Source organism: Vibrio sp. 10N.247.310.23 (assembly GCF_041467155.1).
GTDB classification, from domain to species: domain Bacteria; phylum Pseudomonadota; class Gammaproteobacteria; order Enterobacterales; family Vibrionaceae; genus Vibrio; species Vibrio crassostreae_C.
In genome coordinates, this window is sequence record NZ_JBFSTZ010000005.1 from 13,500 (window position 1) to 37,208 (window position 23,709).

The following is a 23,709-nucleotide window of genomic DNA, read 5'->3' on the forward strand; positions in this document are numbered from 1 at the left end:
GACATTGAAATGCGTTGGTTATACGTTGTTAGTCTATTTATTTTAAGCTTAAGCACATCGGTCAATGCGTCGGTTTATTCGTCGGCGCTACTCAATGAAGCCAATAATTTGGTTGAGATCGAGCCGAGCCAAGCAAAACAAATGGCCAACAGCTACCTAACGCTACGTATCCTTTCAGACCAAAGCGAGAAAAGCCCATCGGCTATTTCTCGCGAAGAGACAGACTCTTCGATCAGAACCCCAAACAGCAGTATTGATGCCTACAAGATATTAGCGAAAGCAGAATACAACCTTGGTAATATTCATATTGCGATTCAACATATCGACAAAGCATTTGAGCTTGCGAAAACCTATAAGCTTGAGTACCTAAAACTGGATCTTGAGATCCTAAAAGTACGCTTACTTTGGCTGAGTGACAGGAAATCAGCCAAAGCAAAAACAGAGCTGGCGAGTATCGAAGCAAACCTAGAATCGGTGAATAAAACCTTGCGTTTAACAGAAGGTATTACCTATCGTTTGATCATGCTGAAAGCTGATATTGCCTCTTATGACAATAAGGTCGATGAAGCCGAGAAGTTCTACCAAGAAGCGAAAACCTACCTCGATCAGCGTTACTCAGAAAAAGTGACTATCGACTACCACATCGCGGTCGGTGAATTTTATCTAACCCATAAAGAGTACAACCACGCACTATCTGAGTTGTTGTATGGCTACTGGAAATCCGTAGAAGGTAATCTGAGCTCACGCTTAGCAAAAGTAAACCGCCTGCTTGCTCAGCTTTTCTTTGAACGCCAAGTGTTAGATAAAGCTCTCGAGCACTTATCTCAAGCTGCTGATTTCTATGATAGCTTTGAAAACTCACCTGTTTTGGCACAAGTGCTTAAAAAAATGGGTGATGTATACTTCTTTCAAGGAAAATATAACCTTGCGTTAGTGCATTTCTTCAACGTTTTGGACCATGAAAGCACCGACCGAGATATCCAACAAGTCATTGATATTCGTCTGAGTTTATCAGCTACCTACTTACGCCTTTATAACTACCCTCTTGCAGAACAATACCTAACACGCGCTCTTGAGCTGTTGGAGTACACAGATATTCCAAAACTGGAAGGCCGCGCTGCGCTGCTGTCGGCAGGGTTAGCTTATCATCTACAAGAGAGCGATGACGTAATCAAGCATGCGACACGTGCACTTGAAATTTCACGTCAGATAGAAAATATGCACCTGTCACAGCGTTCGTATTACTTACTGTCCTTAGGCTATGAACAAGCAGGTCGTCCTCAACAAGCATTAGCGAATCTCAAGCAGTACAATAGTTTAGTTTCTTTAGAGCAGCAAAAACTAAATCGTGTAGGTGAGGATGCATTCCGTCAGCAGAAAGAGTTTGCTGAACAAACTTTGCACTACGCTGGTCAAGCGCAAGAATTAGAAAGGTATAAGTTAGAGCATCGTAAATTCCAAAAGATATCCTTCGCCCTATTTCTGTTCAGCATCGTCCTATTCTTCTTTGTACTACGCAGAGGCTACCTCATCCAAACCTTAGCTAAAGAAGTGGATTCGCTGCGTACTGATCTTTTTACGCACTCACGTTCAAAGCTTCCGAACCTAAGAATGCTCAATGCTAAGCTCTCAAATTCGTTAGAGCAAACCAGCCAAACCTTCGAGCAATGGCAGCTTGGGGAGTTGATTTATGAACCATTAAACGACCGCTTACGCTTCGTTATGATTGACTTACCTTTCCTGCGCAACATGTATACGCAAAATGGTTATAAAGCGGGCTTAGAGCTCGAAGATGCTTTCGGTGATTTCTTAAAATCAAAACTGGAAGGCCCAGCTCGCGTCTATCATTTCTCAGATGCGAACTTGCTTTATATAGAGCCAAATTCAGATCGTGATTCATCACCAGAAGCGATGTTCCTAAAGATTCAATCGTGGGTAAATGACTTCGAGCCAGAACGTAATATCAACCGAACGATTCGAATGGGCATCGCTGACTACCCGTTTTTACCACGAGCTTACACCGCTATTAATGACCAAGAGCTATTAGATGTATTGTTGATGTCGACCAACCTAGCGCGTGAAATCAGCTTGAAAGAACGCACTAGCCAATGGGTATACCTCAAAGCTATCGATAACGCACCAGCGGCAAGCCTTGCAACTGGTAACATACGAGAAGCGTGTAAACATGCGATTAATCAAGGGTTAATAAAGATACAATCGTCATACCAGAATGAGGACAACATCAAAAAAATGCTAAAAGATGACTGATTTGCGAGCGGTTAAGAGCGGCAAGCCGTGACCTTATTTTTAGTTTTGTTATTATCGATGCAACGGAATTTCATCAAAATGATCGAGATCGGTCTACGCGGCGCTAATAAATACATCTATGGGCATTCTTGAAAAAGACATTCAGGCGCAACTCCACCAGCTGAAATCTCAGTTGGAGCAGGTCCGTTTGACGCAAAGAGACACCTCGTTCAAGTTTATTAGAGAACAGAAAGTTCTAAAGCGTATCGTCACGTCTTTAAGTGATGCATGTGTTGGTAGTAACAGCCATTTAGATGAAAACCTCATTGCCCTTAGGGAAGAGCTAGAAAAGCAAAAAGACATTAGCTCAATGATCCCAAAACTGGCAGTATTAGAAAGGATGCTTAAGCAGAAAACGTTGGCTATGGATAAACAGAACGGGTATCTGGACGATAGCATTAAGCACAGTGGGGAAACGCTGCAGCGCATAACTGGCCTTCCAGCACAGCTCAAACGCGACCTACGAAACTTACTTAGCTTCTCCGAATGCAATGGCAGTCAGAAAGTCGACCACGCCATGAAACTCCTCGGTATTTACGAGCGTGCCATAAAGATCATGGCGAACAACTCTCGTACTCATTTTGCCGACGCTGCGCAATCGCCTGAACAAGAACTCCTTGCCGACTTATCAAACGAATTACAACATCTGATCACCGAACTCGATTTTGAGGGTGAATCGGGTGAGCTACTTACCGATATTCGAGCCAAACTGCTGCTTGGTGTTTCTACACAAAACCTCCTTGAGCTGACGCTTCAAATTCTCAAACTAGTCATAGAGGGCACCAATCTAGAGCGTAAAAAGTCTGAACAGTTTATTGACCAGCTTAATTCTTCACTCGCGTCTAGCATCAAAACCGCAGATCAAAATGCAGACCAAAGCCAAAGCTACTTTAAGCATCGCCAAGGCCTGAACTCTGAGCTAAATGAGCTTGTCATCAAGAGCCAGAGTTCTGTAGATAAAGCAACGGACATTGATAACTTAAAGCAGACGATTAATCCTCTGCTTAGTGAAATCGCCTCTCTTTCTGAAAGATTGAATCATGCAGAGCAAAAAGAACAAGCTCTGATAGAGAGAATGAATTACGGAAAGACTCAGTTAGATTCACTCTATGAAGTGACGCAAGATTACCGTAAGCGCTTGGAAGATCAGGCTCAGCGTATGCTGCTTGATCCTCTAACCAAGGTTTACAATCGCACTGCCTTTACTGATCGCTTAGAGCTTGAGTATCGCCGCTGGATCCGCGCACAACACTCACTGCGCGTAGTACTTCTGGACATCGACAATTTCAAAGCCATCAATGATAGTTTTGGTTATACAGCGGGTGACAAAGCACTCAAAATTATCGCAAGAACCATCACCAAAGAGACCGGCGCTACCGATAGTGTGGCTCGTTTTTCTGGTGAGGAATTTATCTTGTTATTACCAGAGCAAACGGATGAATATTGCCACCAGGTAATTCAAAACATCCAGACTCAAGTCAGCCGTTTACCCTTTAAGTTCCGTGATCAACAAATCACGATTACTTTGTGTGCAGCAAGTACTCAATTCAAAGAGTCAGATACACCTGAAGAAGTACTAGAGCGACTCAATAAAACGCTAAACAAAGCCAAACAACGTGGTACTAACCAATTGGTTTGGAATTAAACTAGGCCTGATTTAATTTATTTCTTTTTTTCAAATACTTATCACATACCAATTCCCTCAATGTTTGCTAAGCTTATGATTAACATTCGCTTAACAAGCATTCTTGACAAGTCATGCTGTTTATAAGATCTTAAGCAACTCGATATTAGCCCTTAAGCAATTCCATACAATCCATAAAGCAACGCTGTCGTAACCGTTTCGTCTGGTTAACTCTTCTCACCTTTAACCAAACACTTTCAACGTTTGCTTCTCACTCTCGAGCCAGAGGGTCACTTCAAAAGTCGCCTCTGCTCTTCTCAACAAGGAGGCACTATGATCACTCATATCAGCCCTGCCGGTAGCATGGATTTACTCTCTCAACTTGAAGTTGAGCGTCTTAAAAAAACCGCATCTAGTGATCTGTACCAACTGTATCGTAACTGTACGTTAGCGGTACTGAACTCGGGTAGCCATACCGACAACTCCAAAGAATTGCTCGACAAGTATCAGTCATTTGATGTTGAAGTGGTGCGTCGTGAGCGTGGTATCAAGCTCGAACTAAGCAACCCACCAGAGCATGCCTTTGTCGACGGTGAAATCATCAAGGGTATTCAAGAACATCTATTCTCAGTGCTGCGTGACATTGTCTACGTCAACATGCACTTGGCCGATAACCAAAGGCTTAACCTCACCAACGCAACTCACATCACCAATCTTGTGTTTGGTATTTTGAGAAACGCAGGAGCACTCACACCCGGCATTGAGCCGAACCTGATCGTGTGCTGGGGTGGTCACTCAATTAATGCCACTGAATACCAATATACTCGCGAAGTCGGTAATGAACTTGGCCTACGTGAACTCAACATCTGTACGGGTTGTGGACCAGGTGCGATGGAGGGGCCAATGAAAGGTGCGGCTATTGGTCACGCTAAGCAGCGCTATACTGAACATCGTTATTTAGGGTTAACTGAACCATCAATCATTGCGGCTGAGCCGCCAAACCCGATAGTGAACGAACTGGTGATCATGCCCGATATCGAGAAACGTCTTGAAGCGTTTGTTCGTATGGCACATGGCATCATAATCTTCCCTGGAGGCCCAGGAACCGCCGAAGAACTGCTGTACATCCTAGGTATCATGATGCACCCAAACAACGCAGACCAACCAATGCCTATCGTTCTAACTGGCTCTAAAGAGAGCGAGGCTTACTTCCGTTCAATTGATAAGTTCATTGGTGAAACATTGGGTGAAGAAGCGCAAAAGCACTATGAAATTGTCATTGATGATCCAGCACGTGCTGCGAAAATTATGAAGCAAGCAATGCCAGATGTACGCTCTCACCGTAAAGAAACAGGCGATGCTTACAGCTACAACTGGTCACTGCATATTGAGCCTGAGTTCCAACTCCCCTTCGACCCTACTCACGAATCTATGGCGGCACTCGATCTGCACATGGATCAGAAAACAGAGAGCCTTGCTGCGAATTTACGTAAAGCGTTCTCAGGTATTGTGGCAGGTAACGTCAAAGCCGAAGGTATTCTGGAGATTGAGAAGCATGGGCCATTCCTCATTGATGGCGACAAAGAGTTGATGACTAAGATGGATCAACTGCTAAATGATTTTGTTGAACAAGATCGAATGAAACTGCCGGGTGGTACCGACTACGTTCCTTGTTATAAAATTGCGCCAAGCAGCTGATGATAATATCTGACTGATAACAAAGCCGTAAGCATAAAGCTAAACAAGTCATGACGTTTACGTCACCAGCGTTTCAACTCACCAAGTGATACGTTACTATAAGGGGCTAGCAGCCCCTTATTTATTGCCTATTTAGTGGAAACTTATGTCTATCCATCTTGTTATTATCGATGCCTTGAACCTAATCCGACGCGTTCACTCAGTTCAGCCGGATCCAACCGATATAGCAAGAACCATCACTACCACGACTCGTACTCTTAATAAGATTCTTGCGGAGTCTAAACCAACTCACATCATCGCGGTATTCGATCACCACTTACAAGATCGGGGCTGGCGTGCAGAAGTCCTTCCTGCCTATAAACAAAACCGAAAGCCAATGCCTGAGCCATTACTGAAAGGCCTCGATGCTATCCAACAAGCTTGGTGGGAATTAGGTATTGATTCGCTGTTATCTGATGGCGATGAAGCTGATGACTTAGTAGCAACACTCGCAAAAAAAGTGGCTGACCATGGTGAAAAAGTTACGATAATCTCTACCGATAAAGGTTACTGCCAACTGTTATCACCTACACTACAGATCCGCGATTACTTCCAACATCGCTGGTTAGATAAGCCCTTTATCGAAGCTGAGTTCGGCGTAAAACCAGAGCAACTTGCAGATTACTGGGGCTTAACCGGTGTGAGCTCTAGCCAAGTACCGGGGATTCCAGGTATAGGACCAAAAGCTGCAAAAGAAATCTTAACCACTTTCCCAGATATCGAAGCGGCCTATCAAGCAGAAGATCTGCCGAAAAAATATCGTAAGAAGTTCGACGAACACATCGAATCCGCTCGTGTATGTAAGCAAGTATCGGCACTCAAAACCGATATTGATTTAGGGTTCAACCTGCAAGATATTCGTTACGAAGCAAACGCTTAAGTCGCTGTGACTCGATAATATTGATACAAAAAATGCCCCTTAAAGGAGCATTTTTTATCACTGACACACTAACGTAAATATTAGTGCGGTGAGATGTTTGAAAGCGCCTGAATGTGGACCGTGATCTCTTCGCGATCGTGGTAAAGGTGCTTAGCCTGCATCTTGAACTTCACTTTGTTCTCAATCAGGAACACTTTTAGGTTCTCGATATCTTGCAGTACTTCATCGTAACGGCCTTTCATAGGCAGTTTAAGGTTGAACAGTGCTTCTTTCGCCCAGCCTTTGATGATCCACTCACCCATAAGGTGAGCAACACGAGCTGGCTTCTCAACCATGTCACAGATAATCCAAGTTACGTTCTTACGGTCTGGTTCAAACTTAAAGCCATCCACCATGTGGTGCTTAATTTGACCTGTTTCCATTAGGCTGTCTGCCATCATGCCGTTATCAACACAGTGAACGAACATCGAGCGCTTAACCAATTGGTAAGTCCAACCACCTGGACATGCACCTAAATCAACACCCCACATACCTGGAGCCAAACGCTCGTCCCACTCATCACGAGGGATGAATACGTGGAATGCTTCTTCTAGCTTCAATGTAGAACGGCTTGGCGCATCTGATGGGAACTTCAGACGAGGGATACCCATAAAGAACTGGGAGTTGTTCGTTGGGTAAGAGTAACCAACAAAACAGTGGCCCGGAGCGATGAAGCATAAATGAAGCACAGGCTTCTTAGCGTTATCTTTCGCTGTCATCAGGCCTTTACCACGCATCGCTTGACGCATCGGCACGGTAAATTTACGGCAGAACTTCAAAAGCTCTTTTGCTTCGTTAGTATCTGGCGTTTCAATACGGATATCACCACAACGAGGGAAACCTTCTTTCTCAGAAAGCGCCTCAAGAATTGGAGAAATACGGTCATCGGTTGGCAGGTCTTTAATTTCAACAGCCACTGCCAACATTTGACGAGCAAAGATCAGTGATTGGAAATCGATCTCTTTGATCAACTTGTCCGCTTCACCTGCTTGGTAACATTCAAACAATACAAAACCTGTATTGTTCTTTAGGCGAGGAAAACCAAACACTTCCAGTTGTGTTGCCTTGTCTTGAATTTCGCCAGCACATTCTTTTTCAAAACCAGAGCGACAATAAAGTAGTACGTGTTTCACTGAGTTACCTCTTTTATATTCAAAGCAGCGAAGGAGAAGACTCCCCAACCAATGATAAATAGTAGACCACCAAACGGTGTTATAGGGCCAAACCATTTTATTCCTGTCAGTGCTAAGCCATAAAGGCTGCCACTAAAACAAAGGATGCCGATGATAAAGCAAATTGCCGCAATGAAAAAATATTTTTGTGATTTAGCACCAAGTTTCATCTGTAGCAGAGCACCACACGCCAATATTGCTAGTGTATGGATAAACTGGTACTGAACACCTGTCTCAAACACGCCTAGCAGATACTCTGGCAAGACAGCTTTTAACCCGTGAGCGGCGAAGGCACCTAGCATTACGGCTATTGCGCCAGAGATACCTGCAAAAGTGAGTAAATACTTACTTCTCATTAAGCACCTCTTTGATAAACGCCGATAGTTTCTCAACGGTTAACGCTATGTTCTGCTGTTCGGTGTAGCCAGAGCTCTTACGAGGCTTAAAGCTGTGATCGCCATCAGGAATAAACTCAACACGAATCGAATCCGACAGGTCGAAATCAGCAAACTCTTCTCGCTTACCAAAGGTATCACGTTCACCCTGCAGAATAAGACACGGCTTTGCTAACTCAGCCAAGTGCTCACCTTTGTATTTCTCTGGTTTGCCTGGCGGATGAAAAGGAAAGCCTAAACAGGCCATTGCAGCCACCTTATCAACTTCAGACAAATGGCTCGCCATACGTCCTCCCATCGACTTACCGCCAATCACAAGCTTATCGGCATCTACCTGTCCGATAATATCTTGGTAAGCTTCGAGCAGTTTAGGGGCTCGATCAGGTGGACGACGCTTACCATCTTCAGCACGTTTGATCATGTAAGGGAAATTAAAACGAATCACTCGTATCCCTTTAAACGCCAACCCTTTTGCTACCGACTGCATGAACTCATGATCCATACCTGCGCCAGCACCATGTGCAAAGATAAAGGTTATTGGGTTGTCTTCACCATCAATGATGAGGTTATTCATCAAGTAAGTCCTCTTGTTCACTTTGCGCTTTCGCCAACATCCAATCACGGAAAGTCGCAATACGCCCCATGTCAGCTTGTTTCTCATGACACACTACATAGAAGGCGTTCTTACTTACCAACACTTCATCAAAAGGTGCAATCAAACGACCTGCTTCGATTTCAGGTTGCGCCAACACATTATTACCCAAAGCAATACCTTGCCCGTGAGCGGCCGCCTGCAATACCATGGTTGAGTGACTGAAGATAGGGCCATGATTAACGTTTACCCCATCAATACCATTTTGCTTAGCAAACTGTTTCCAATCCTTTCGAGATGTATCATGCAGTAGCGTATGACATGCCAAATCACTGAGAGATTCTAATGGTTTTACTCCTAGCAGCACGGAAGGTGAGCAAAGAGGGATCAAGTATTCTTGGTAAAGCTTATCGGCTCTAAGCCCCGACCAATTACCTCGGCCATAATAGATAGCGACGTCTACATCATCGGTTAGCGAGCCTTCATCCATATCAACGGCTTTGATTCTTACATCAATATCAGGCTCTTGCTGATTAAAGTCAGCGAGCCTTGGTACCAACCATTGAATAGCAAAACTCGGCGGTAAACTGATGGTCAATGCGCCCTTCTCACTTCGCTCCAGCACTTTGTCTGTCGCTTCTGCTAGTGATGTGAAAATATCTTTGATATCTAAGAAGTAGCTTTGACCTTCTTCAGTTAGCAGCAAAGAGCGGTTTCTTCGGCGAAACAGCTTCAAAGATAAGAATTCTTCAAGCGCTTTGATCTGATGACTGACTGCCGCTTGAGTAACAAACAACTCTTCTGCAGCACGCGTAAAACTCAAGTGTCGAGCTGCAGCTTCAAACACTCTTAGCGAGTTTAATGGGGGTAATCGACGAGACATAGTTACTCTCTAAATAAGCATTAGTTTTTTTTATCTGAAACATTATAATTTGTCCATTGCCTAGCAGCCAGAGAAATTCTATATTTCATCCCGCAGCAGCTAGCCTGAACGGCTTGATTCTCTCTAGAATCAATTGGCTTAGCTCCTGCGATGTTGTGTTTGCAAACTCGTTCTTTTCGAGTTGGGTAGAGTTCTACCAAATGTTTTGTTGCAGTTTATACTGAAACGAGGCATGTACTTCCTGTATTTATTTTGACCTGTCTGTCAAATTTGTTTACACCGCCTTATGGGCGGTGTTTTTTTATGTGCAAAGAAATGTAACAACAAGTTTATCAATAGCTGTGCTAATTAATCTTTATTATTTTTCATCGCCAATCACAGAATCAGACACCCACTCAAATAATCAACTGAACACATACAAATAGCACCATTGAGTTGCACTAAAAAGTAACAGAATACTTCAAGATACTCACACTTCTTCGGTACTTATAAACCCGTTTAGAACACACTCTTTCTATCAATCAAAAATTTCAAAGCTGAGCATGACGATAGCACGCCCAAACTCACGCCTCTGTCTGACTACTGTAAATCATTCACAATAGAAAATAAAAAAGCCGCTTACTTTTCAGTAAACGGCTTTGCAAAATGATTAACGCTTGGTCAACACACCACTATGGGCGGTAAACCTTAACGTTATGGAAGCCCTGCTCTTGTAGGTAAAGTGCCTGTAGACGGCTCATTACACCACGGTCACAGTACAGCAAGTACTCTTTCGCTTGGTCTAGGTCGCCAAACTGAGTCGAAAGCTTGAAGAATGGGATGTGTTTAATTTCAACACCCTCGACCTCTAATGGGCTTTCGTCTTCTTCTTCTGGGCTACGGATATCAAGAACGATAGCGTGCTCAGCAACAGCTTGAACTTGTTCAACTTCAGGCGCTTGCTCTTGGCTCTCTTTCTCGATGTCACGGATATCCATAACACGAGCGTTCTCGATCACTTGATCCAGCACTTCAAAGTTAAACTTAGCTTCTTCTGCTTCCAGTTTGCCTTTCTTCGCTTTCACTGTTGGCTTCTTAGAAATAACACCACAGTACTCAGGCATTACCTTAGCGAAGTCTTCAGTACCGATGATACGAGAAAGGTCGATGATGTCTTCTTTATCCCAGTTGATAAGCGGACGAAGAATCAAAGTATCTGTCACGTTGTCGATGTGACGCAGGTTAGTTAGCGTTTGGCTTGATACCTGACCTAGTGCTTCACCAGTAACCAACGCTTCGATCTTGAACTTGTCTGCAACCATACCACCAGCACGCATGAACATACGCTTAAGAACAACGCCCATTTGGCCGTCTTCTACGTTCTCAAGGATTTCAGCAACCACAGGTTCAAAGTCTACAGAAATGAACTTCACCTTTGCAGATGAGCCGTATTTATTCCATAGGTAGTGAGCCACTTGTTTAACACCAATCTCGTGCGCTGGGCCACCAAGGTTGAAGAAACAGTAGTGAACCTTAGAGCCGCGTTTGATGTGCAGGTAGCTTGAAACACCAGAATCAAAGCCGCCAGAGATCAAGCTCAGTAGATCTTCTTGAGTACCAAGAGGGAAGCCACCGAGGCCTTTGTGACGAGCTAGAACTTGGTTTAGCTTGTCGTTAGCCACTTCAACCTTAACGGTTACATCAGGGTTCTTAAGTCGAACTTTCGCTGACTCAACTGCTTGGTTTAGACCGCCGCCTACGTAGCGCTCAAGTTCAATAGAGGTAAAGTCATGCTTACCACGACGCTTAGCACGTACAGAGAAAGTCTTGCCTTCAATGTCAGCACGGCTGCGTTCTAGTACTTGCTCGTAAATATCGTGCAAGTCTTTGAATTCAGACTGTTGAACTTCAAGAGAGTGGTGAATACCTGGAGTGTGAGTCAGAGCCTCTAACACTTCTGCGTAGTACTGGTCACTCTCAGACGTCACTTCAATATGATCGCGACGGTTGAATACCGCAACACTTTCACAGCGACGTTGAATAACGTTACGAATGTTGCACTCTAGAATCCTTGTGAAGCGCTTACGCACCGATTCACTTTTTACAAAAATTTCCGGATGGGGCTTAACAATAAATTTCATAGTACTTTCACAACATTAATGTTCAAAATTTTGAAAACGCTCATCGCCAAGTAAATTAGAGAATTTACACAGCACTTGAAGCAAGAATAGATCATATCTAAATCTAAGGGCGCGAATTATACATGAGAAAGTGAAGCAAGGAAAAGAGTGCTTGCTGCAACACCATCATTAAACCGCTTGTTATTAACAGTAGCAGGTTTCGAAACGACATAAATGCCGCAGAGAGAACCATTGAAGACCAGCAAACAAAAAGCCCAACCTCATTATAAGGTTGGGCTTTCGATGCTATCTGCATGCTACCGTGTGTACACGTATCGGCTATTCATTAATAACAGGCACTTCGTCACTGTAAAGCGGCTCGCCCTGCATGATGCTGATTTCAACGCGGCGGTTGAGGCTACGTTGCCATTCAGTATCGTTCGGCTCGACTGGCTCGGTATCCGCCATGCCGCGTACTCTCAAGCGTTGATGAGAGAAACCACGCACCTTTTCCATCTCTTGAGCAACAGACACTGCTCGCTGTGATGACAAGTCCCAATTAGAGCGATAAAGCTCGGAATCAAGACGTTGATTATCGGTGTGCCCTGAGATTCGAACGATACCCGGAACATCTTTCACCAACTCAGCAACCTGTCTCACCAAAGGTCGGAACTTAGGCTGTAGGAAAGCAGAACCCGATGGGAATGCACCCTTCTCACGAATTCGAATCACAATCTGCTGGCCAAGGTTTTCAACTTCAATCGCGCCTTGGTCTATCTCTCGCTCCAACGCCTTCTTGATGCTTTCCATCAAGGTTTCCATCTCTTGCGATTGAGCTTCAGCTTGTTGTTGCTGTTGGTCTGACTCAGAGTTCTGATTGTCGTGAGTCGAAACCTCTGGCGACTTGCCTCCGGTCATCTTGCCTTGGTCACGCATGGTACCGCCAGCGCGCTCAGATTCACCTTCATGAAATTCCAGCGTCTGCTGAGTGATATCTATCGTTTGCTGCATGATCACATCAATTGGCGTTGGCTCTGGGCGACCAGGGCGAAACTCTTGTGCAATGATGCTGGTCCCTTTCGGGATGTCTTTGACTTCTAGGCGGTTCTGCACACCAAATGCGAACTTCATCGAGCCAGCGATCTGTTTGAACTTCAGTACGTCCATCTCAGAGAATGAGAGCAGCAGTACGAAGAAACACATCAGCAGTGACATCAAGTCAGCAAATGTCCCCATCCATTGAGGTAACCCCGGAGGAGGACATTTACATGGATTTTCTTCATCCATCTTCAAATCCTATTAAGCGGGTTCACCATCGATCGTGCGCTTACCTTCATTGAGGTAGCTCTTGAGGTAACCATCGATAACTCGTGGGTTCTGACCATCTTGAATCGCTAATACACCATCCATAACCAAACGACGGTTGAGTGTCTCTTGGTCACGACGCAGCGCAAGCTTGTCCGCAATTGGGAAGAACACCATGTTCGAAAGAATTGCACCGTACAGGGTCGTTAAAAGTGCTACCGCCATCGCAGGGCCGATCGCTTTTGGATCATCCATGTTAGAAAGCATGGCAACCAAACCAACCAAGGTACCAATCATACCCATCGCGGGTGCTACATCACCAAATGCAGAGAACACTTTCGCTCCCTGCTCATGACGCTCTGTGGTTAATGCGATGTCTTTTTGCAGTGCAGCACGCACCACATCACCATCATGGCCATCTACTAATAGGTCGATGCCCTTTTGCATGAAACTGTTGCTGATTTCCATCTCTTCAAGTGCCAAGAAGCCACCCTTACGTGCTGCATCCGCCATCTCTACCACTTTAGCGATAAGATCTTCAGGCTCATCGGCCTTAAACATAAATGCTTTGCCAGCGATTTTAGTTGCTCCAAAGAATTGTCCCATGGTGAACTTCATTAGAACAACAAACGTTGAACCACCCACCACGATCAAAATGGATGTCGTGTCATAGAACATCCCGAGGCTTCCACCTAGGATCATTGCCATGATTACAAAGGCAAATCCACCAATCAAACCTATTAGGGTTGCTAAATCCACTGAGCACTCCTCATGCTTTTTTGTAGCTCTACGTCGACGATAATCTTTTTATCGGCCAGACTATAAGATCTTTTAGTAAATTCTTGGCCTAAATATCACACTTTTCGTTTTTGAATCACAATTATTGGCTTACTTTGCTCTTATCCTTAGCGCATAAACTCGATAAAGCTAAGGTTATTCAACCAAAGTGAGTTCAAGCCCCTTAAAAACGAACTTTCTAGCAAAATTTCTTGGTTACATTTGACCATCTCAGCGGCCTAGGGTAACGTTCGTTCATATTTCCAAACGCAGATTTATTATGGCTACTAAGAAACCTGAAAATATGAGCTTTGAAGCGGCTATCGAAGAGCTTGATGGCTTGGTTGATCAACTAGAAAATGGTGATCTAGCTTTAGATGATGCGCTGAAAAAGTTCGAACGAGGCATCTCCCTCGCTCGTGCTGGTCAAAGTAAACTAAACGATGCTGAACAGCGTGTTAGCATCTTACTGCAAAATGATGAAAATGCAGAACTTAGTGACTTTAACCCACAACCAGAATAACGAATTGTATGAGATCCCCTATGATCGAGACTTTATTGTCTTATCAAGCACGTAATAACGAGCAACTGAACCTTTGGCTTGATCGCCTGCCACACCAAAATCAGAACCTTATCAACGCGATGCGTTATGGGTTACTTTTAGGCGGCAAACGCGCACGTCCATTTCTTGTCTACATTACAGGGGAAATGCTCGGCTGTACCGCTGAAGAACTCGATACTCCAGCTTCTGCAATCGAATGTATTCATGCATATTCTCTGATTCACGACGACCTTCCAGCAATGGATGACGATGAACTTCGTCGTGGCCATCAGACTTGTCACATCAAATACGACGAAGCAACGGCAATTTTAACTGGCGATGCCCTACAAACTCTCGCGTTTACTATACTTGCGGAAGGCACATTAAGTGCTGACGGGGAAAGCAATCGCGTTCGAATGATTCAACGCCTAGCTGAAGCGTCTGGCGCACAAGGTATGTGCATCGGACAGGCTCTTGATATTGAAGCTGAAAACCGCTCGGTCACGCTAGAAGAGTTAGAAGAAGTTCACCGTAACAAGACTGGCGCTCTAATGAAGAGTGCGATTCGTTTAGGTGCTCTGGCTGCTGGCGAAAAAGCGTTTGAAGTGATGCCTCAATTAGATAAGTACGCCGATGCAATCGGGTTAGCCTTCCAAGTTCAGGATGATATTTTAGATATCATTAGCGATACCGAAACTTTGGGTAAACCACAGGGCTCTGACCAAGATTTGAACAAAAGCACCTACCCTTCTTTGTTAGGTTTAGAGGGCGCTCAAGAAAAAGCGCAAACTCTGCTACAGGAAGCGCTTCAAGCTTTGGCTGCAATCCCATACAATACCCAGTCACTCGAAGAGTTCGCCCGATACGTCATCGAGCGCAAGAACTAAGACAATAAGCGCGCATTACCTATGACTCTTGATATATCAAAGTACCCAACTCTTGCTTTGGCTGATAAGCCAGAGGATTTGCGTCTACTTCCAAAAGAGACGCTTACACAGCTTTGTGATGAATTACGTACCTATCTTCTTAACTCGGTGAGCCAGTCAAGTGGTCACTTAGCGTCAGGCTTAGGTACAGTAGAGCTGACTGTTGCTCTGCACTATGTGTACAACACGCCTTTTGACCAGTTGGTTTGGGATGTTGGTCACCAAGCATACCCGCACAAAATTCTTACAGGTCGTCGCGACCGCTTGTCGACTATCCGTCAAAAAGATGGACTGCACCCATTCCCATGGCGTCAAGAGAGTGAATACGACACCCTTTCTGTTGGTCACTCCTCAACATCGATCAGTGCTGCACTTGGTATGGCTATCAGTTCGAAGAAAGAAGGCAAGAACCGTAAAGTCGTGAGTGTGATTGGTGATGGCGCGATTACTGCGGGTATGGCATTTGAAGCCATGAACCACGCGGGCGATATTCACAATGACATGCTGGTTATCCTGAACGATAACGAGATGTCGATCTCTGAAAACGTAGGTGCGCTAAACAACCACCTAGCTCAAGTTCTTTCTGGCAGTCTTTACACGTCAATTCGTGAGGGCGGCAAGAAAGTGCTATCAGGCGTTCCGCCGATTAAAGAGCTGGTTCGTCGTACAGAAGAACATCTAAAAGGCATGGTTGTCCCTGGCACCATGTTCGAAGAGTTAGGCTTTAACTACATTGGCCCAATTGATGGTCACGATGTCAATGAGCTGATTAAAACGCTTAAGAACATGAGAGACCTTAAAGGCCCTCAGTTCCTGCATATCATGACTAAGAAAGGCAAAGGCTACGAGCCAGCTGAGAAAGATCCAATCGGTTACCACGGCGTACCGAAATTCGATCCAGCACACTCAAGTCTGCCTAAGAGCACCAGCTCTAAACCAACTTTCTCTAAGATTTTTGGTGACTTCCTGTGTGATATGGCGGCGCAAGATCCTAAGCTAATGGCGATCACGCCTGCAATGCGTGAAGGTTCTGGCATGGTGCGTTTCTCGAAAGAGTACCCAGAACAATACTTCGACGTAGCAATTGCTGAGCAGCATGCTGTGACCCTAGCAACGGGTATGGCGATTGCGGGTGATAAGCCGATTGTCGCTATCTACTCGACGTTCCTACAACGTGGCTACGATCAACTGATCCACGATGTGGCTATCATGGACTTACCGGTCATGTTCGCTATTGACCGTGCAGGTCTTGTCGGTGCTGATGGTCAAACACACCAAGGTGCGTTCGACTTAAGCTTTATGCGTTGTATTCCAAACATGGTGATCATGGCGCCAAGCGACGAAAACGAATGTCGCCAAATGCTTTACACTGGCCACCAGCATACAGGTCCAAGTGCCGTTCGTTACCCTCGCGGTAATGGTATGGGTACTGAGATACAAAATAAATTTACCGCGCTTGAGATTGGTAAAGGTCGTATCGTTCGCGAAAGCGAAAAAACAAAAGATGGCTCGAAAGTCGCTATCTTAAGCTTTGGTACTTTCCTTGAGAGTGCACTTCAAGCCGCTGACGTCATCGATGCGACAGTTGCAGATATGCGCTTTGTGAAACCACTCGATGAAGCTCTGATCAAACAACTTGCTGCTGACCACGATGTACTGGTAACTATCGAAGAGAATGCGATTGTAGGTGGTGCGGGCGCAGGTGTGATTGAGTTCTTGATGCAAGAGAAACTGCTGATGCCAGTATTGAACCTTGGCCTACCAGACAAGTTCATTGCTCAAGGTACGCAAGGCGAACTGCATGAAGAGCTTGGTTTGGACGCGAAAGGCATTGAGAAGTCTATCACTGACTATCTTGCCAAGTAGCTTTAATACGTAAGCTCGTAAGCTCCGCAAACAAAAAAGGTTGGCCCTAGGGTCAACCTTTTTAGTATCTGCTAATTAGTTTGGTGTATCGCCAACTAAACCTTAGCCCTTCAGTTAACTCACACTAACCAACCTGCGAAATGTGCCACGGCATACAACGAAATAGCCGCCATAATACCCGCTACAATATCGTCAATCATGATACCCAAGCCGCCGTGAATTCGCGCATCTAGCCAACCAATCGGCCAAGGTTTTACCATGTCAAAGAAGCGGAAAAGCACAAAACCAGTCAGAAGCCATTTCCAGTCATCGGCAGGGATATTCAGCATAGGCACTAAGCTCATGGTGATCCAAAAGCCCGCAAACTCATCCCAAACGATAGAACCGTGGTCATGCACGCCCATATCATCAGACGTTACTTGGCAGATCTTAATACCAATAATGCAGCTTACCACCACCACGGCAACGTAAGCAGGAAACGGTAGCTGAACCAACAATAGGTACAACGGAATTGACGCAAGCGTGCCCATTGTGCCGGGAATAATAGGCGATAAGCCACTGCCAAAACCCGTTGCTAAGAAATGCCAAGGATTTTTAAGAGAAATAAGAGAAAGTGGGTTTGTCATCAATTAACCTTAAAGTGATCGTAACCAGTTAAGTTCCAGCTTAGTGGTTCACCATTATTGTGTAATTCAAAATATTCTACAGGTCTTATCTGGCCAATGCAGGTGACTTTTGTACCAGTGTGTGACAAAGCACTTTCCAGCGACCCTTTATTCTCTTCTGGTACAGTAAAGCACAGTTCGTACTCTTCACCACTCGTTAGCGCATACTGCTGAGCTGAAGTGATATCAGGAGCGAACTGACGTAACTCTGGAGAGATAGGCAGCGTGCTTACATCAATACTCGCGCCAACTTGAGAACGCTTAAGGATATGTTTTAAATCAGCAATAACGCCATCAGAGATATCAATCGCAGATGAAGCAAGGTTCACTAGAGCCTGACCCGCTAACACTCGTGGGGCGCTCACATAATGTCTCTCTTCAAGCTCAGCAGCATAGGGCTTCGCTCTGTTCTGCTCAGGGTTAAGTAACACTTCTAAGCCAGCTTTGCTGTCACCTAGATTACCTGTTACGTAAATCCAGTCGCCCACTTTCGCGCCATCTCTGCGCAGCGCTCGTCCTTCAGGAACAAAGCCCTGTACCGTCAGTGTCAGGCTTAGTGGACCTTTGGTTGTGTCGCCACCAATTAACTGAATACCAAAGTAGTCTGCGAGTTTAAAAAAGGAGTCACAGAAGGGAGCAAGCCATGCTTCATCGATTTCAGGCATGGTTAAAGCAAAAGACACCCAAGCAGGCGTCGCGCCCATTGCAGCAAGGTCACTGATATTGGAAGCCAACGCTTTGTGTGCCACCCAAGCCGGATTCGCCTCAGCTAAGAAATGGGTACCAGCCACTAAGGTGTCCGTGCTGATCGCTATCTCAACATTGCCCGGCGCTTTGACCAAAGCACAATCATCGCCAGCAGCTAGAAGAACGTCTTTACGTTGTGGTTGTCGATTTACAAAATATTTTTCAATCAGGTTAAATTCGCCAGACATCACATGCCCTATCTTTAGTCTCATAAAAATCGCCGTAATCATGGATATTACAGAAATTTAGTTACAAAAAAGGCCAGCATAAAGCTGACCTTTAGATTCAATATACGAACGTCTTATTTCTTACGAACGTGCGGTGCAGCTTTATCAAGCACACCGTTAACAAACTTATGGCTGTCTTCTGCTGCAAATACTTTTGCAAGCTCGATAGCTTCGTTGATAACCACTTTGTATGGTACATCTTCGCGACGAGTCATCTCGTACATAGCTAAACGTAGAAGCGCTAGTTCCATCAGATCCAGATCTTGCATAGGGCGAGATACGAATGGACGAAGCTTGCTATCAAGTTCCATGTGGCTAAGAGCAACACCAGTTAGTAGGTCGCGGAAGTATGCAACGTCTGTTTCTGGCATAGCAAGAGCAGGCTCTGCAGCATGATGCTCTTCTTCATCATACTTACCACCAGATAAGAACTGTTCTTCAACGGTAGCAATATTTTCTTTAGTAATTTGCCAAGAATAAATTGCTTGTAGAGCAAATTGACGTGCGTTACGACGTGCGGCTGGTTTCACACTGGCCCCCATTAGGAATCGATTTCAGAAAGAACGTTGATCATCTCAAGTGCGCTAAGTGCTGCTTCTGCACCCTTATTACCAGCCTTGGTTCCTGCGCGTTCAATAGCTTGATCGATCGTATCAACAGTAAGAACACCAAACGCTACTGGAAGAGAATATTCCAGAGACACTTGTGCCAAACCTTTATTACATTCACTACAAACATAGTCAAAGTGAGGTGTACCGCCACGAATTACTGTACCAAGAGATACAATCGCATCGAACTTACCTGTTTTTGCAACGCGCTGCGCTACAAGTGGAAGTTCTACTGCACCAGGGCAACGAACAACAGTGATGTTGTCTTCGCTTACTTGTCCATGACGCTTTAAAGTATCGATTGCACCAGAAAGTAAACTTTCGTTAATAAAACTGTTGAAACGAGCAATAACGATAGCAATTTTTGCATTTGGCGCTGGGAAGCCACCCTCGATCACTTTCATAAGCCTTCCTTTAACTATTTTCATCAAGTGAGAATCGCCGGATTCTAGCACAAAACTGTGAGCAATATCTAATGGTAATTTAGAAGAACAGACACCGGCAATGTAAAGATGATAATGCAGCGCTGATCCCAAGCATATAGGAACAGCGAGTAACCAAGTTTGTGTGTTGAACACGTTTTGAGTCGGACTTGGCTACTTTGCTCTTTTGGCAAGATTTATCACCAAAAGAGCCACTGAAATCATCGGTAAATTATGTTGCTACAAACAGAGAAACGTCTGCTTGCTAACGCATGGTTTATTCGCAAACGTACTCAACAACGTTAAGGCCAAAACCACCCAATGCGTGGTAACGCTTAGTGCTTGAAGAAAGCAGACGCATATCGTGCACACCTAGATCTTGAAGAATCTGAGAACCGACACCAACACGACGCGAGGTACCCTGCTTCTTCGCCATAGTTGGCTGCTCGTTCTTGTCTTGCGCTTCGAATGTCTTCACTTTGTGAATCAAAGAATCAGACGACTCTTCGTTGCCAAGAATAACCAACACACCGCCTTCGTCGCCAATACGCTTCATCGCTTTATCTAGCGACCAGCTGCGTTCAGTACCACGGTCTGAATGAAGCAGATCGGTGAACGTGTCATGCAGGTGAACACGTACCAAAGGAGCACCTTCAGATAGGTCGCCTTTTTGCATCGCGTAGTGGATCTGGTTATCAATTGTATCGCGGTAAGTCACCAGCTCGAAATCACCAAACTCTGTTGGTAAATGGCATTGTGCTACACGCTCAATCGTTGTTTCTGTGTTGTTGCGGTATTCAATCAAGTCAGCAATCGTGCCTAGCTTGATGTCGTGTTTTTCAGCAAACACTTCAAGGTCAGGGCGACGAGCCATAGTACCGTCGTCGTTAAGGATCTCAACGATAACCGATGCTGGCTCGCAGCCTGCAAGACGTGCTAAATCACAACCTGCTTCTGTGTGTCCTGCGCGAGTCAGAACACCGCCATCTTGCGCTGTCAGTGGGAAAATATGACCAGGTTGAACAAGATCAGCCGCTTTCGCATCTTTCGCCACTGCCGCTTGAACCGTCACTGCACGGTCTGATGCAGAGATACCCGTTGTTACGCCCTCTGCCGCTTCAATCGAAACAGTAAAGTTAGTGGTGTACTGTGCGTTGTTATCTTGAACCATAGGCGCTAGACCCATGCGGTTTGAACGCTCTTTGGTTAGCGTCAGACAAATTAAACCACGGCCGTACATCGCCATGAAGTTAATCGCTTCTGGCGTCACATGTTCTGCTGCCATGATCAGATCGCCTTCATTTTCGCGATCTTCATCATCCATCAGGATAACCATTTTTCCTAGGCGAATGTCTTCAATAATTTCTTGAGGAGTACTAATTGGCATTGTTCTATATCCTTTGAAATGGTTCTGCTTCCTAGAACCGACACTATTTAAACCTGATGATATTGCTTCGCTTTACAAAGTCTCGCTTAACGCACTTTGTATCAACGGTTAGGCAAAACCATTCTGCTGTAAGAATTCCATCGTTAATCGAGATTCAGGCTCAGATTCTTGTTGCTGACCTTGCAGTAAACGCTCCATGTAACGTGCTAATACATCAACTTCTAGATTCACTTTACGACCGACATTGAATTGGTCGATGGTGGTTTCTGAAGAAGTATGAGGAACGATAGTCAGCTTGAATGCGTTCTTACGTAAATCGTTCACAGTCAGGCTAATGCCATCAACTGTTACTGAGCCTTTTTGAGCCACGTATTTTGAGATTTCTGCTGGCATTTCTACCCAGAATTCAATCGCACGGCCAACTTGGTTACGTTCAACAATCTCACCCACGCCATCAACGTGACCAGACACTATATGTCCACCGAAACGCGTGGTTGGTAACATTGCTTTCTCAAGGTTAACTTTATCGCCCGCTTGGTAATCGACAAAACCCGTTTTTTTCAGGGTCTCAAGCGAAAGATCTGCACTGTAGCTGTGGTCGTTATATTCAACAACTGTCAAACACACACCATTGGTAGCGATACTGTCGCCTAACTTAACGTCAGCCATATCAAGCTTACCAACATTAACCGTTACGGTGATGTCTTCTCCGCGGGGAGTGATTGCACTCAATGTACCTACGGCTTCTACAATTCCTGTAAACATTTTAAAACTCTTTTTGTTGTCAACGACACGTATGTAGTTGGAGTAACTATTTCAACTGTGGTTTCGTTACTATCTGTTTCGAAATACGGGTTTCGCAACGATGCGAATATCCACACCAACCTGTCGAACATCTTTAATTTCTAGGTCAATAACGTCAGACATTGAAGTGAGCCCTAATGCACCCATCAAACCTCGTCCGTCACTGCCCATAAGTTTAGGTGCTAAATAAAGGATTAGCTCATCCACCAGCTGCTCTTCAATCAAGCTTTTTGCCAATGTTGCGCCCGCTTCGACCCAAATATGGTCGATATGATTGGCAGGTAATTGACGCATCAGATCGTGCAAATCGAGCTGACCTGCATCTGTGGTTGCGACTTCAATATCAGCAGATGCTTCGGCAACTCTCAACACCGATGTTGGAGTCTGGAATAACTTGAGTTCAGGACGCAGTTGGTTTTGACGATCAAGAATCACGCGAATCGGCTGACGCAGCTCGTCTTCAGCGTAATGACCTTTGATACTGCTTGGCAACTCTGCCCAACGAACATTCAACGACGCGTTGTCTTCAATCACCGTCTGGCTAGTTGACAACACAGCGCCTGATTTTGCTCGGTAGTTCTGAACATCACGACGTGCTTCTGGCGATGTGATCCACTGGCTTTGGCCATTTTCCAATGCCGTTTGCCCATCAAGGCTAGCGGCCATCTTTAACTGAACGAATGGCATGCCAGTTTGCATACGCTTGATAAATGCAGGGTTCAAGTCGAGAGCGTCTTGCTCTAGCAAACCGATTTCAACCTCAATACCCGCATCGCGTAGCATTTTGATACCACGACCTGCGACTTTTGGGTTTGGGTCCTGCATGGCACAAATCACTTTGGCTACTTGAGCCTTAATCAAACCTTCAGCACAAGGCGGCGTTCGACCGTAATGAGAACAAGGCTCTAGCGTGACATAAGCCGTCGCACCTTTTGCTTTGTCGCCTGCTATTCGCATGGCATGTACTTCAGCATGAGGTTCGCCAGCTTTGGCATGAAAACCTTCACCAACGATCTGACCGTCGGTTTGTACAATGACACAACCCACATTAGGGTTTGGCGCAGTAGTGTAAATGCCGCGTTTTGCTAACTGAATAGCACGCGACATCATTTGAAAATCTAGGGGAGTTAAGTTTGACATGATTGAGGAGTTAATCCTCTAATTTAGCGATTTCTTCGCCAAACTCTCGGATGTCTTCAAAGCTGCGGTAAACAGAGGCAAAACGAATGTACGCCACTTTATCCAATTCTTTCAATTGGCCCATCACAAGATTACCAATCATCTCGCTTGGTACTTCACGCTCACCAGTTGCACGGAGTTGTGACTTAATCGTACTGATCGCAAGTTCAATCGCGTCAGCACTCACTGGGCGTTTTTCTAGGGCGCGCTGTACACCACCCACCATTTTATCTTCATTAAATGGTTCGCGGTTTCCATTCGACTTTATGACTTTAGGCATCACAAGTTCTGCCGATTCGAACGTAGTAAAACGTTCACTACATGCAAGGCATTGACGGCGACGACGAACCTGATGGCCATCGGCTACCAGTCTTGAATCGATTACTTTAGTGTCGTTCTCTGAACAAAAAGGACAATGCATATCACCTCCAAATAATTGAATATCAGTGTAACGGAATTGCCAAACGTTAGGAAAGAAAAAGGGCCAATTAAGGCCCTTTTGTGTGGTGATTCATTGATTATTGCTA

Annotated in this window: 22 protein-coding genes; 7 read left to right on the forward strand and 15 right to left on the reverse strand. The window is 45.0% G+C overall.

Annotation, left to right across the window (positions count from 1 at the left end; translation table 11 throughout):
* Positions 1–9 precede the first annotated feature (9 nt).
* The 4 genes from AB6D93_RS05035 (at position 10) to xni (ending at position 6,548) form a co-directional block, all read left to right on the forward strand.
* On the forward strand, positions 10–2,268 hold the full coding sequence (locus AB6D93_RS05035; protein ID WP_017063345.1) for a lipopolysaccharide assembly protein LapB: 2,259 nt from the start codon (positions 10–12) through the stop codon (positions 2,266–2,268).
* 118 nt (positions 2,269–2,386) lie between these two features.
* On the forward strand, positions 2,387–3,952 hold the full coding sequence (locus AB6D93_RS05040; RefSeq protein WP_017063344.1) for a GGDEF domain-containing protein: 1,566 nt from the start codon (positions 2,387–2,389) through the stop codon (positions 3,950–3,952).
* Positions 3,953–4,264: 312 nt separating this feature from the next.
* Positions 4,265–5,629, forward strand: a complete 1,365-nt coding sequence (ppnN, locus tag AB6D93_RS05045; protein WP_010436397.1) for a nucleotide 5'-monophosphate nucleosidase PpnN — start codon at positions 4,265–4,267, stop codon at positions 5,627–5,629.
* Positions 5,630–5,774: 145 nt separating this feature from the next.
* Positions 5,775–6,548 (forward strand): flap endonuclease Xni, encoded by a 774-nt coding sequence (gene xni, locus AB6D93_RS05050; RefSeq protein WP_102331961.1) that lies wholly within the window; start codon positions 5,775–5,777, stop codon positions 6,546–6,548.
* A gap of 80 nt (positions 6,549–6,628) precedes the next feature.
* Here xni and rlmM read toward each other — a convergent pair whose 3' ends face one another.
* From rlmM to pomA, 7 genes are all read right to left on the reverse strand, one after another.
* Positions 6,629–7,720, reverse strand: coding sequence for a 23S rRNA (cytidine(2498)-2'-O)-methyltransferase RlmM (gene rlmM / locus AB6D93_RS05055; RefSeq protein WP_017070491.1), 1,092 nt, complete (start codon positions 7,718–7,720; stop codon positions 6,629–6,631).
* Positions 7,717–8,115 carry a DUF423 domain-containing protein gene (locus tag AB6D93_RS05060; protein ID WP_017069500.1) on the reverse strand — a complete coding sequence of 133 codons (399 nt, stop codon included), beginning with the start codon at positions 8,113–8,115 and terminating at the stop codon, positions 7,717–7,719. Before AB6D93_RS05060 ends, rlmM begins: the two co-directional genes overlap by 4 nt.
* On the reverse strand, positions 8,105–8,728 hold the full coding sequence (locus AB6D93_RS05065) for an alpha/beta fold hydrolase (RefSeq protein ID WP_017069501.1): 624 nt from the start codon (positions 8,726–8,728) through the stop codon (positions 8,105–8,107). Before AB6D93_RS05065 ends, AB6D93_RS05060 begins: the two co-directional genes overlap by 11 nt.
* Positions 8,721–9,629, reverse strand: a complete 909-nt coding sequence (locus tag AB6D93_RS05070; RefSeq protein ID WP_012604639.1) for a transcriptional regulator GcvA — start codon at positions 9,627–9,629, stop codon at positions 8,721–8,723. Before AB6D93_RS05070 ends, AB6D93_RS05065 begins: the two co-directional genes overlap by 8 nt.
* 671 nt (positions 9,630–10,300) lie before the next feature.
* Positions 10,301–11,749, reverse strand: a complete 1,449-nt coding sequence (gene thiI, locus AB6D93_RS05075; protein ID WP_017063338.1) for a tRNA uracil 4-sulfurtransferase ThiI — start codon at positions 11,747–11,749, stop codon at positions 10,301–10,303.
* Positions 11,750–12,067: 318 nt separating this feature from the next.
* Complete coding sequence (locus AB6D93_RS05080) at positions 12,068–13,015, reverse strand: flagellar motor protein MotB (RefSeq protein ID WP_017060777.1); 948 nt, start codon at positions 13,013–13,015, stop codon at positions 12,068–12,070.
* A gap of 12 nt (positions 13,016–13,027) precedes the next feature.
* A complete protein-coding gene (gene pomA / locus AB6D93_RS05085) occupies positions 13,028–13,792 on the reverse strand; it encodes a flagellar motor protein PomA (RefSeq protein WP_004734406.1) in 765 nt (254 codons plus the stop codon).
* Positions 13,793–14,090: 298 nt separating this feature from the next.
* Here pomA and xseB point away from each other — a divergent pair, with 298 nt between their 5' ends.
* From xseB to dxs, 3 genes are read left to right on the forward strand one after another with little or no spacing between them, the layout of a single operon-like run.
* Complete coding sequence (gene xseB / locus AB6D93_RS05090; RefSeq protein ID WP_004734405.1) at positions 14,091–14,333, forward strand: exodeoxyribonuclease VII small subunit; 243 nt, start codon at positions 14,091–14,093, stop codon at positions 14,331–14,333.
* Positions 14,334–14,353: 20 nt separating this feature from the next.
* Positions 14,354–15,238: a (2E,6E)-farnesyl diphosphate synthase gene (ispA, locus tag AB6D93_RS05095; RefSeq protein ID WP_004734404.1), complete on the forward strand. Its 885-nt coding sequence runs from the start codon at positions 14,354–14,356 to the stop codon at positions 15,236–15,238.
* A gap of 21 nt (positions 15,239–15,259) precedes the next feature.
* A complete protein-coding gene (gene dxs, locus AB6D93_RS05100) occupies positions 15,260–17,143 on the forward strand; it encodes a 1-deoxy-D-xylulose-5-phosphate synthase (RefSeq protein WP_102331960.1) in 1,884 nt (627 codons plus the stop codon).
* A 119-nt stretch (positions 17,144–17,262) separates the two neighbouring features.
* On the opposite strand, the gene pgpA is transcribed toward dxs, so the two are convergent.
* From pgpA to nrdR, 8 genes are all read right to left on the reverse strand, one after another.
* A complete protein-coding gene (gene pgpA / locus AB6D93_RS05105) occupies positions 17,263–17,769 on the reverse strand; it encodes a phosphatidylglycerophosphatase A (RefSeq protein WP_017060782.1) in 507 nt (168 codons plus the stop codon).
* Positions 17,769–18,743 carry a thiamine-phosphate kinase gene (gene thiL, locus AB6D93_RS05110; RefSeq protein WP_017066823.1) on the reverse strand — a complete coding sequence of 325 codons (975 nt, stop codon included), beginning with the start codon at positions 18,741–18,743 and terminating at the stop codon, positions 17,769–17,771. Before thiL ends, pgpA begins: the two co-directional genes overlap by 1 nt.
* 113 nt (positions 18,744–18,856) lie before the next feature.
* Positions 18,857–19,324, reverse strand: coding sequence for a transcription antitermination factor NusB (gene nusB, locus AB6D93_RS05115; protein WP_004734399.1), 468 nt, complete (start codon positions 19,322–19,324; stop codon positions 18,857–18,859).
* Positions 19,324–19,794 carry a 6,7-dimethyl-8-ribityllumazine synthase gene (gene ribE, locus AB6D93_RS05120; RefSeq protein ID WP_004741508.1) on the reverse strand — a complete coding sequence of 157 codons (471 nt, stop codon included), beginning with the start codon at positions 19,792–19,794 and terminating at the stop codon, positions 19,324–19,326. The genes nusB and ribE overlap by 1 nt, the downstream gene beginning before the upstream one ends.
* A 295-nt stretch (positions 19,795–20,089) precedes the next feature.
* Positions 20,090–21,199 (reverse strand): bifunctional 3,4-dihydroxy-2-butanone-4-phosphate synthase/GTP cyclohydrolase II, encoded by a 1,110-nt coding sequence (gene ribBA / locus AB6D93_RS05125; protein ID WP_017060784.1) that lies wholly within the window; start codon positions 21,197–21,199, stop codon positions 20,090–20,092.
* A 108-nt stretch (positions 21,200–21,307) separates the two neighbouring features.
* On the reverse strand, positions 21,308–21,964 hold the full coding sequence (locus tag AB6D93_RS05130) for a riboflavin synthase (RefSeq protein WP_010436361.1): 657 nt from the start codon (positions 21,962–21,964) through the stop codon (positions 21,308–21,310).
* Between the two features lie 69 nt (positions 21,965–22,033).
* The gene (gene ribD / locus AB6D93_RS05135; protein ID WP_102331959.1) at positions 22,034–23,113 is read right to left on the reverse strand and encodes a bifunctional diaminohydroxyphosphoribosylaminopyrimidine deaminase/5-amino-6-(5-phosphoribosylamino)uracil reductase RibD; all 1,080 of its coding nucleotides are present in this window, start codon (positions 23,111–23,113) and stop codon (positions 22,034–22,036) included.
* A gap of 40 nt (positions 23,114–23,153) precedes the next feature.
* Complete coding sequence (gene nrdR, locus AB6D93_RS05140) at positions 23,154–23,603, reverse strand: transcriptional regulator NrdR (protein ID WP_004734394.1); 450 nt, start codon at positions 23,601–23,603, stop codon at positions 23,154–23,156.
* Between the last annotated feature and the right edge of the window lie 106 nt (positions 23,604–23,709).

Coding starts and splice junctions, on each gene's coding strand:
- ribE (WP_004741508.1), bottom strand. CDS start 19,794: ATGAAAGTGATCGAGGGTGGCTTCCCAGCGCCAAATGCAAAAATTGCT.
- ribBA (WP_017060784.1), bottom strand. CDS start 21,199: ATGCCAATTAGTACTCCTCAAGAAATTATTGAAGACATTCGCCTAGGA.
- AB6D93_RS05035 (WP_017063345.1), top strand. CDS start 10: ATGCGTTGGTTATACGTTGTTAGTCTATTTATTTTAAGCTTAAGCACA.
- ppnN (WP_010436397.1), top strand. CDS start 4,265: ATGATCACTCATATCAGCCCTGCCGGTAGCATGGATTTACTCTCTCAA.
- AB6D93_RS05040 (WP_017063344.1), top strand. CDS start 2,387: ATGGGCATTCTTGAAAAAGACATTCAGGCGCAACTCCACCAGCTGAAA.
- dxs (WP_102331960.1), top strand. CDS start 15,260: ATGACTCTTGATATATCAAAGTACCCAACTCTTGCTTTGGCTGATAAG.
- xseB (WP_004734405.1), top strand. CDS start 14,091: ATGGCTACTAAGAAACCTGAAAATATGAGCTTTGAAGCGGCTATCGAA.
- nusB (WP_004734399.1), bottom strand. CDS start 19,324: ATGGGGGCCAGTGTGAAACCAGCCGCACGTCGTAACGCACGTCAATTT.
- thiL (WP_017066823.1), bottom strand. CDS start 18,743: ATGTCTGGCGAATTTAACCTGATTGAAAAATATTTTGTAAATCGACAA.
- AB6D93_RS05065 (WP_017069501.1), bottom strand. CDS start 8,728: ATGAATAACCTCATCATTGATGGTGAAGACAACCCAATAACCTTTATC.
- nrdR (WP_004734394.1), bottom strand. CDS start 23,603: ATGCATTGTCCTTTTTGTTCAGAGAACGACACTAAAGTAATCGATTCA.
- AB6D93_RS05130 (WP_010436361.1), bottom strand. CDS start 21,964: ATGTTTACAGGAATTGTAGAAGCCGTAGGTACATTGAGTGCAATCACT.
- ribD (WP_102331959.1), bottom strand. CDS start 23,113: ATGATGTCGCGTGCTATTCAGTTAGCAAAACGCGGCATTTACACTACT.
- ispA (WP_004734404.1), top strand. CDS start 14,354: ATGATCGAGACTTTATTGTCTTATCAAGCACGTAATAACGAGCAACTG.
- pgpA (WP_017060782.1), bottom strand. CDS start 17,769: ATGACAAACCCACTTTCTCTTATTTCTCTTAAAAATCCTTGGCATTTC.
- xni (WP_102331961.1), top strand. CDS start 5,775: ATGTCTATCCATCTTGTTATTATCGATGCCTTGAACCTAATCCGACGC.
- AB6D93_RS05080 (WP_017060777.1), bottom strand. CDS start 13,015: ATGGATGAAGAAAATCCATGTAAATGTCCTCCTCCGGGGTTACCTCAA.
- AB6D93_RS05070 (WP_012604639.1), bottom strand. CDS start 9,629: ATGTCTCGTCGATTACCCCCATTAAACTCGCTAAGAGTGTTTGAAGCT.
- AB6D93_RS05060 (WP_017069500.1), bottom strand. CDS start 8,115: ATGAGAAGTAAGTATTTACTCACTTTTGCAGGTATCTCTGGCGCAATA.
- thiI (WP_017063338.1), bottom strand. CDS start 11,749: ATGAAATTTATTGTTAAGCCCCATCCGGAAATTTTTGTAAAAAGTGAA.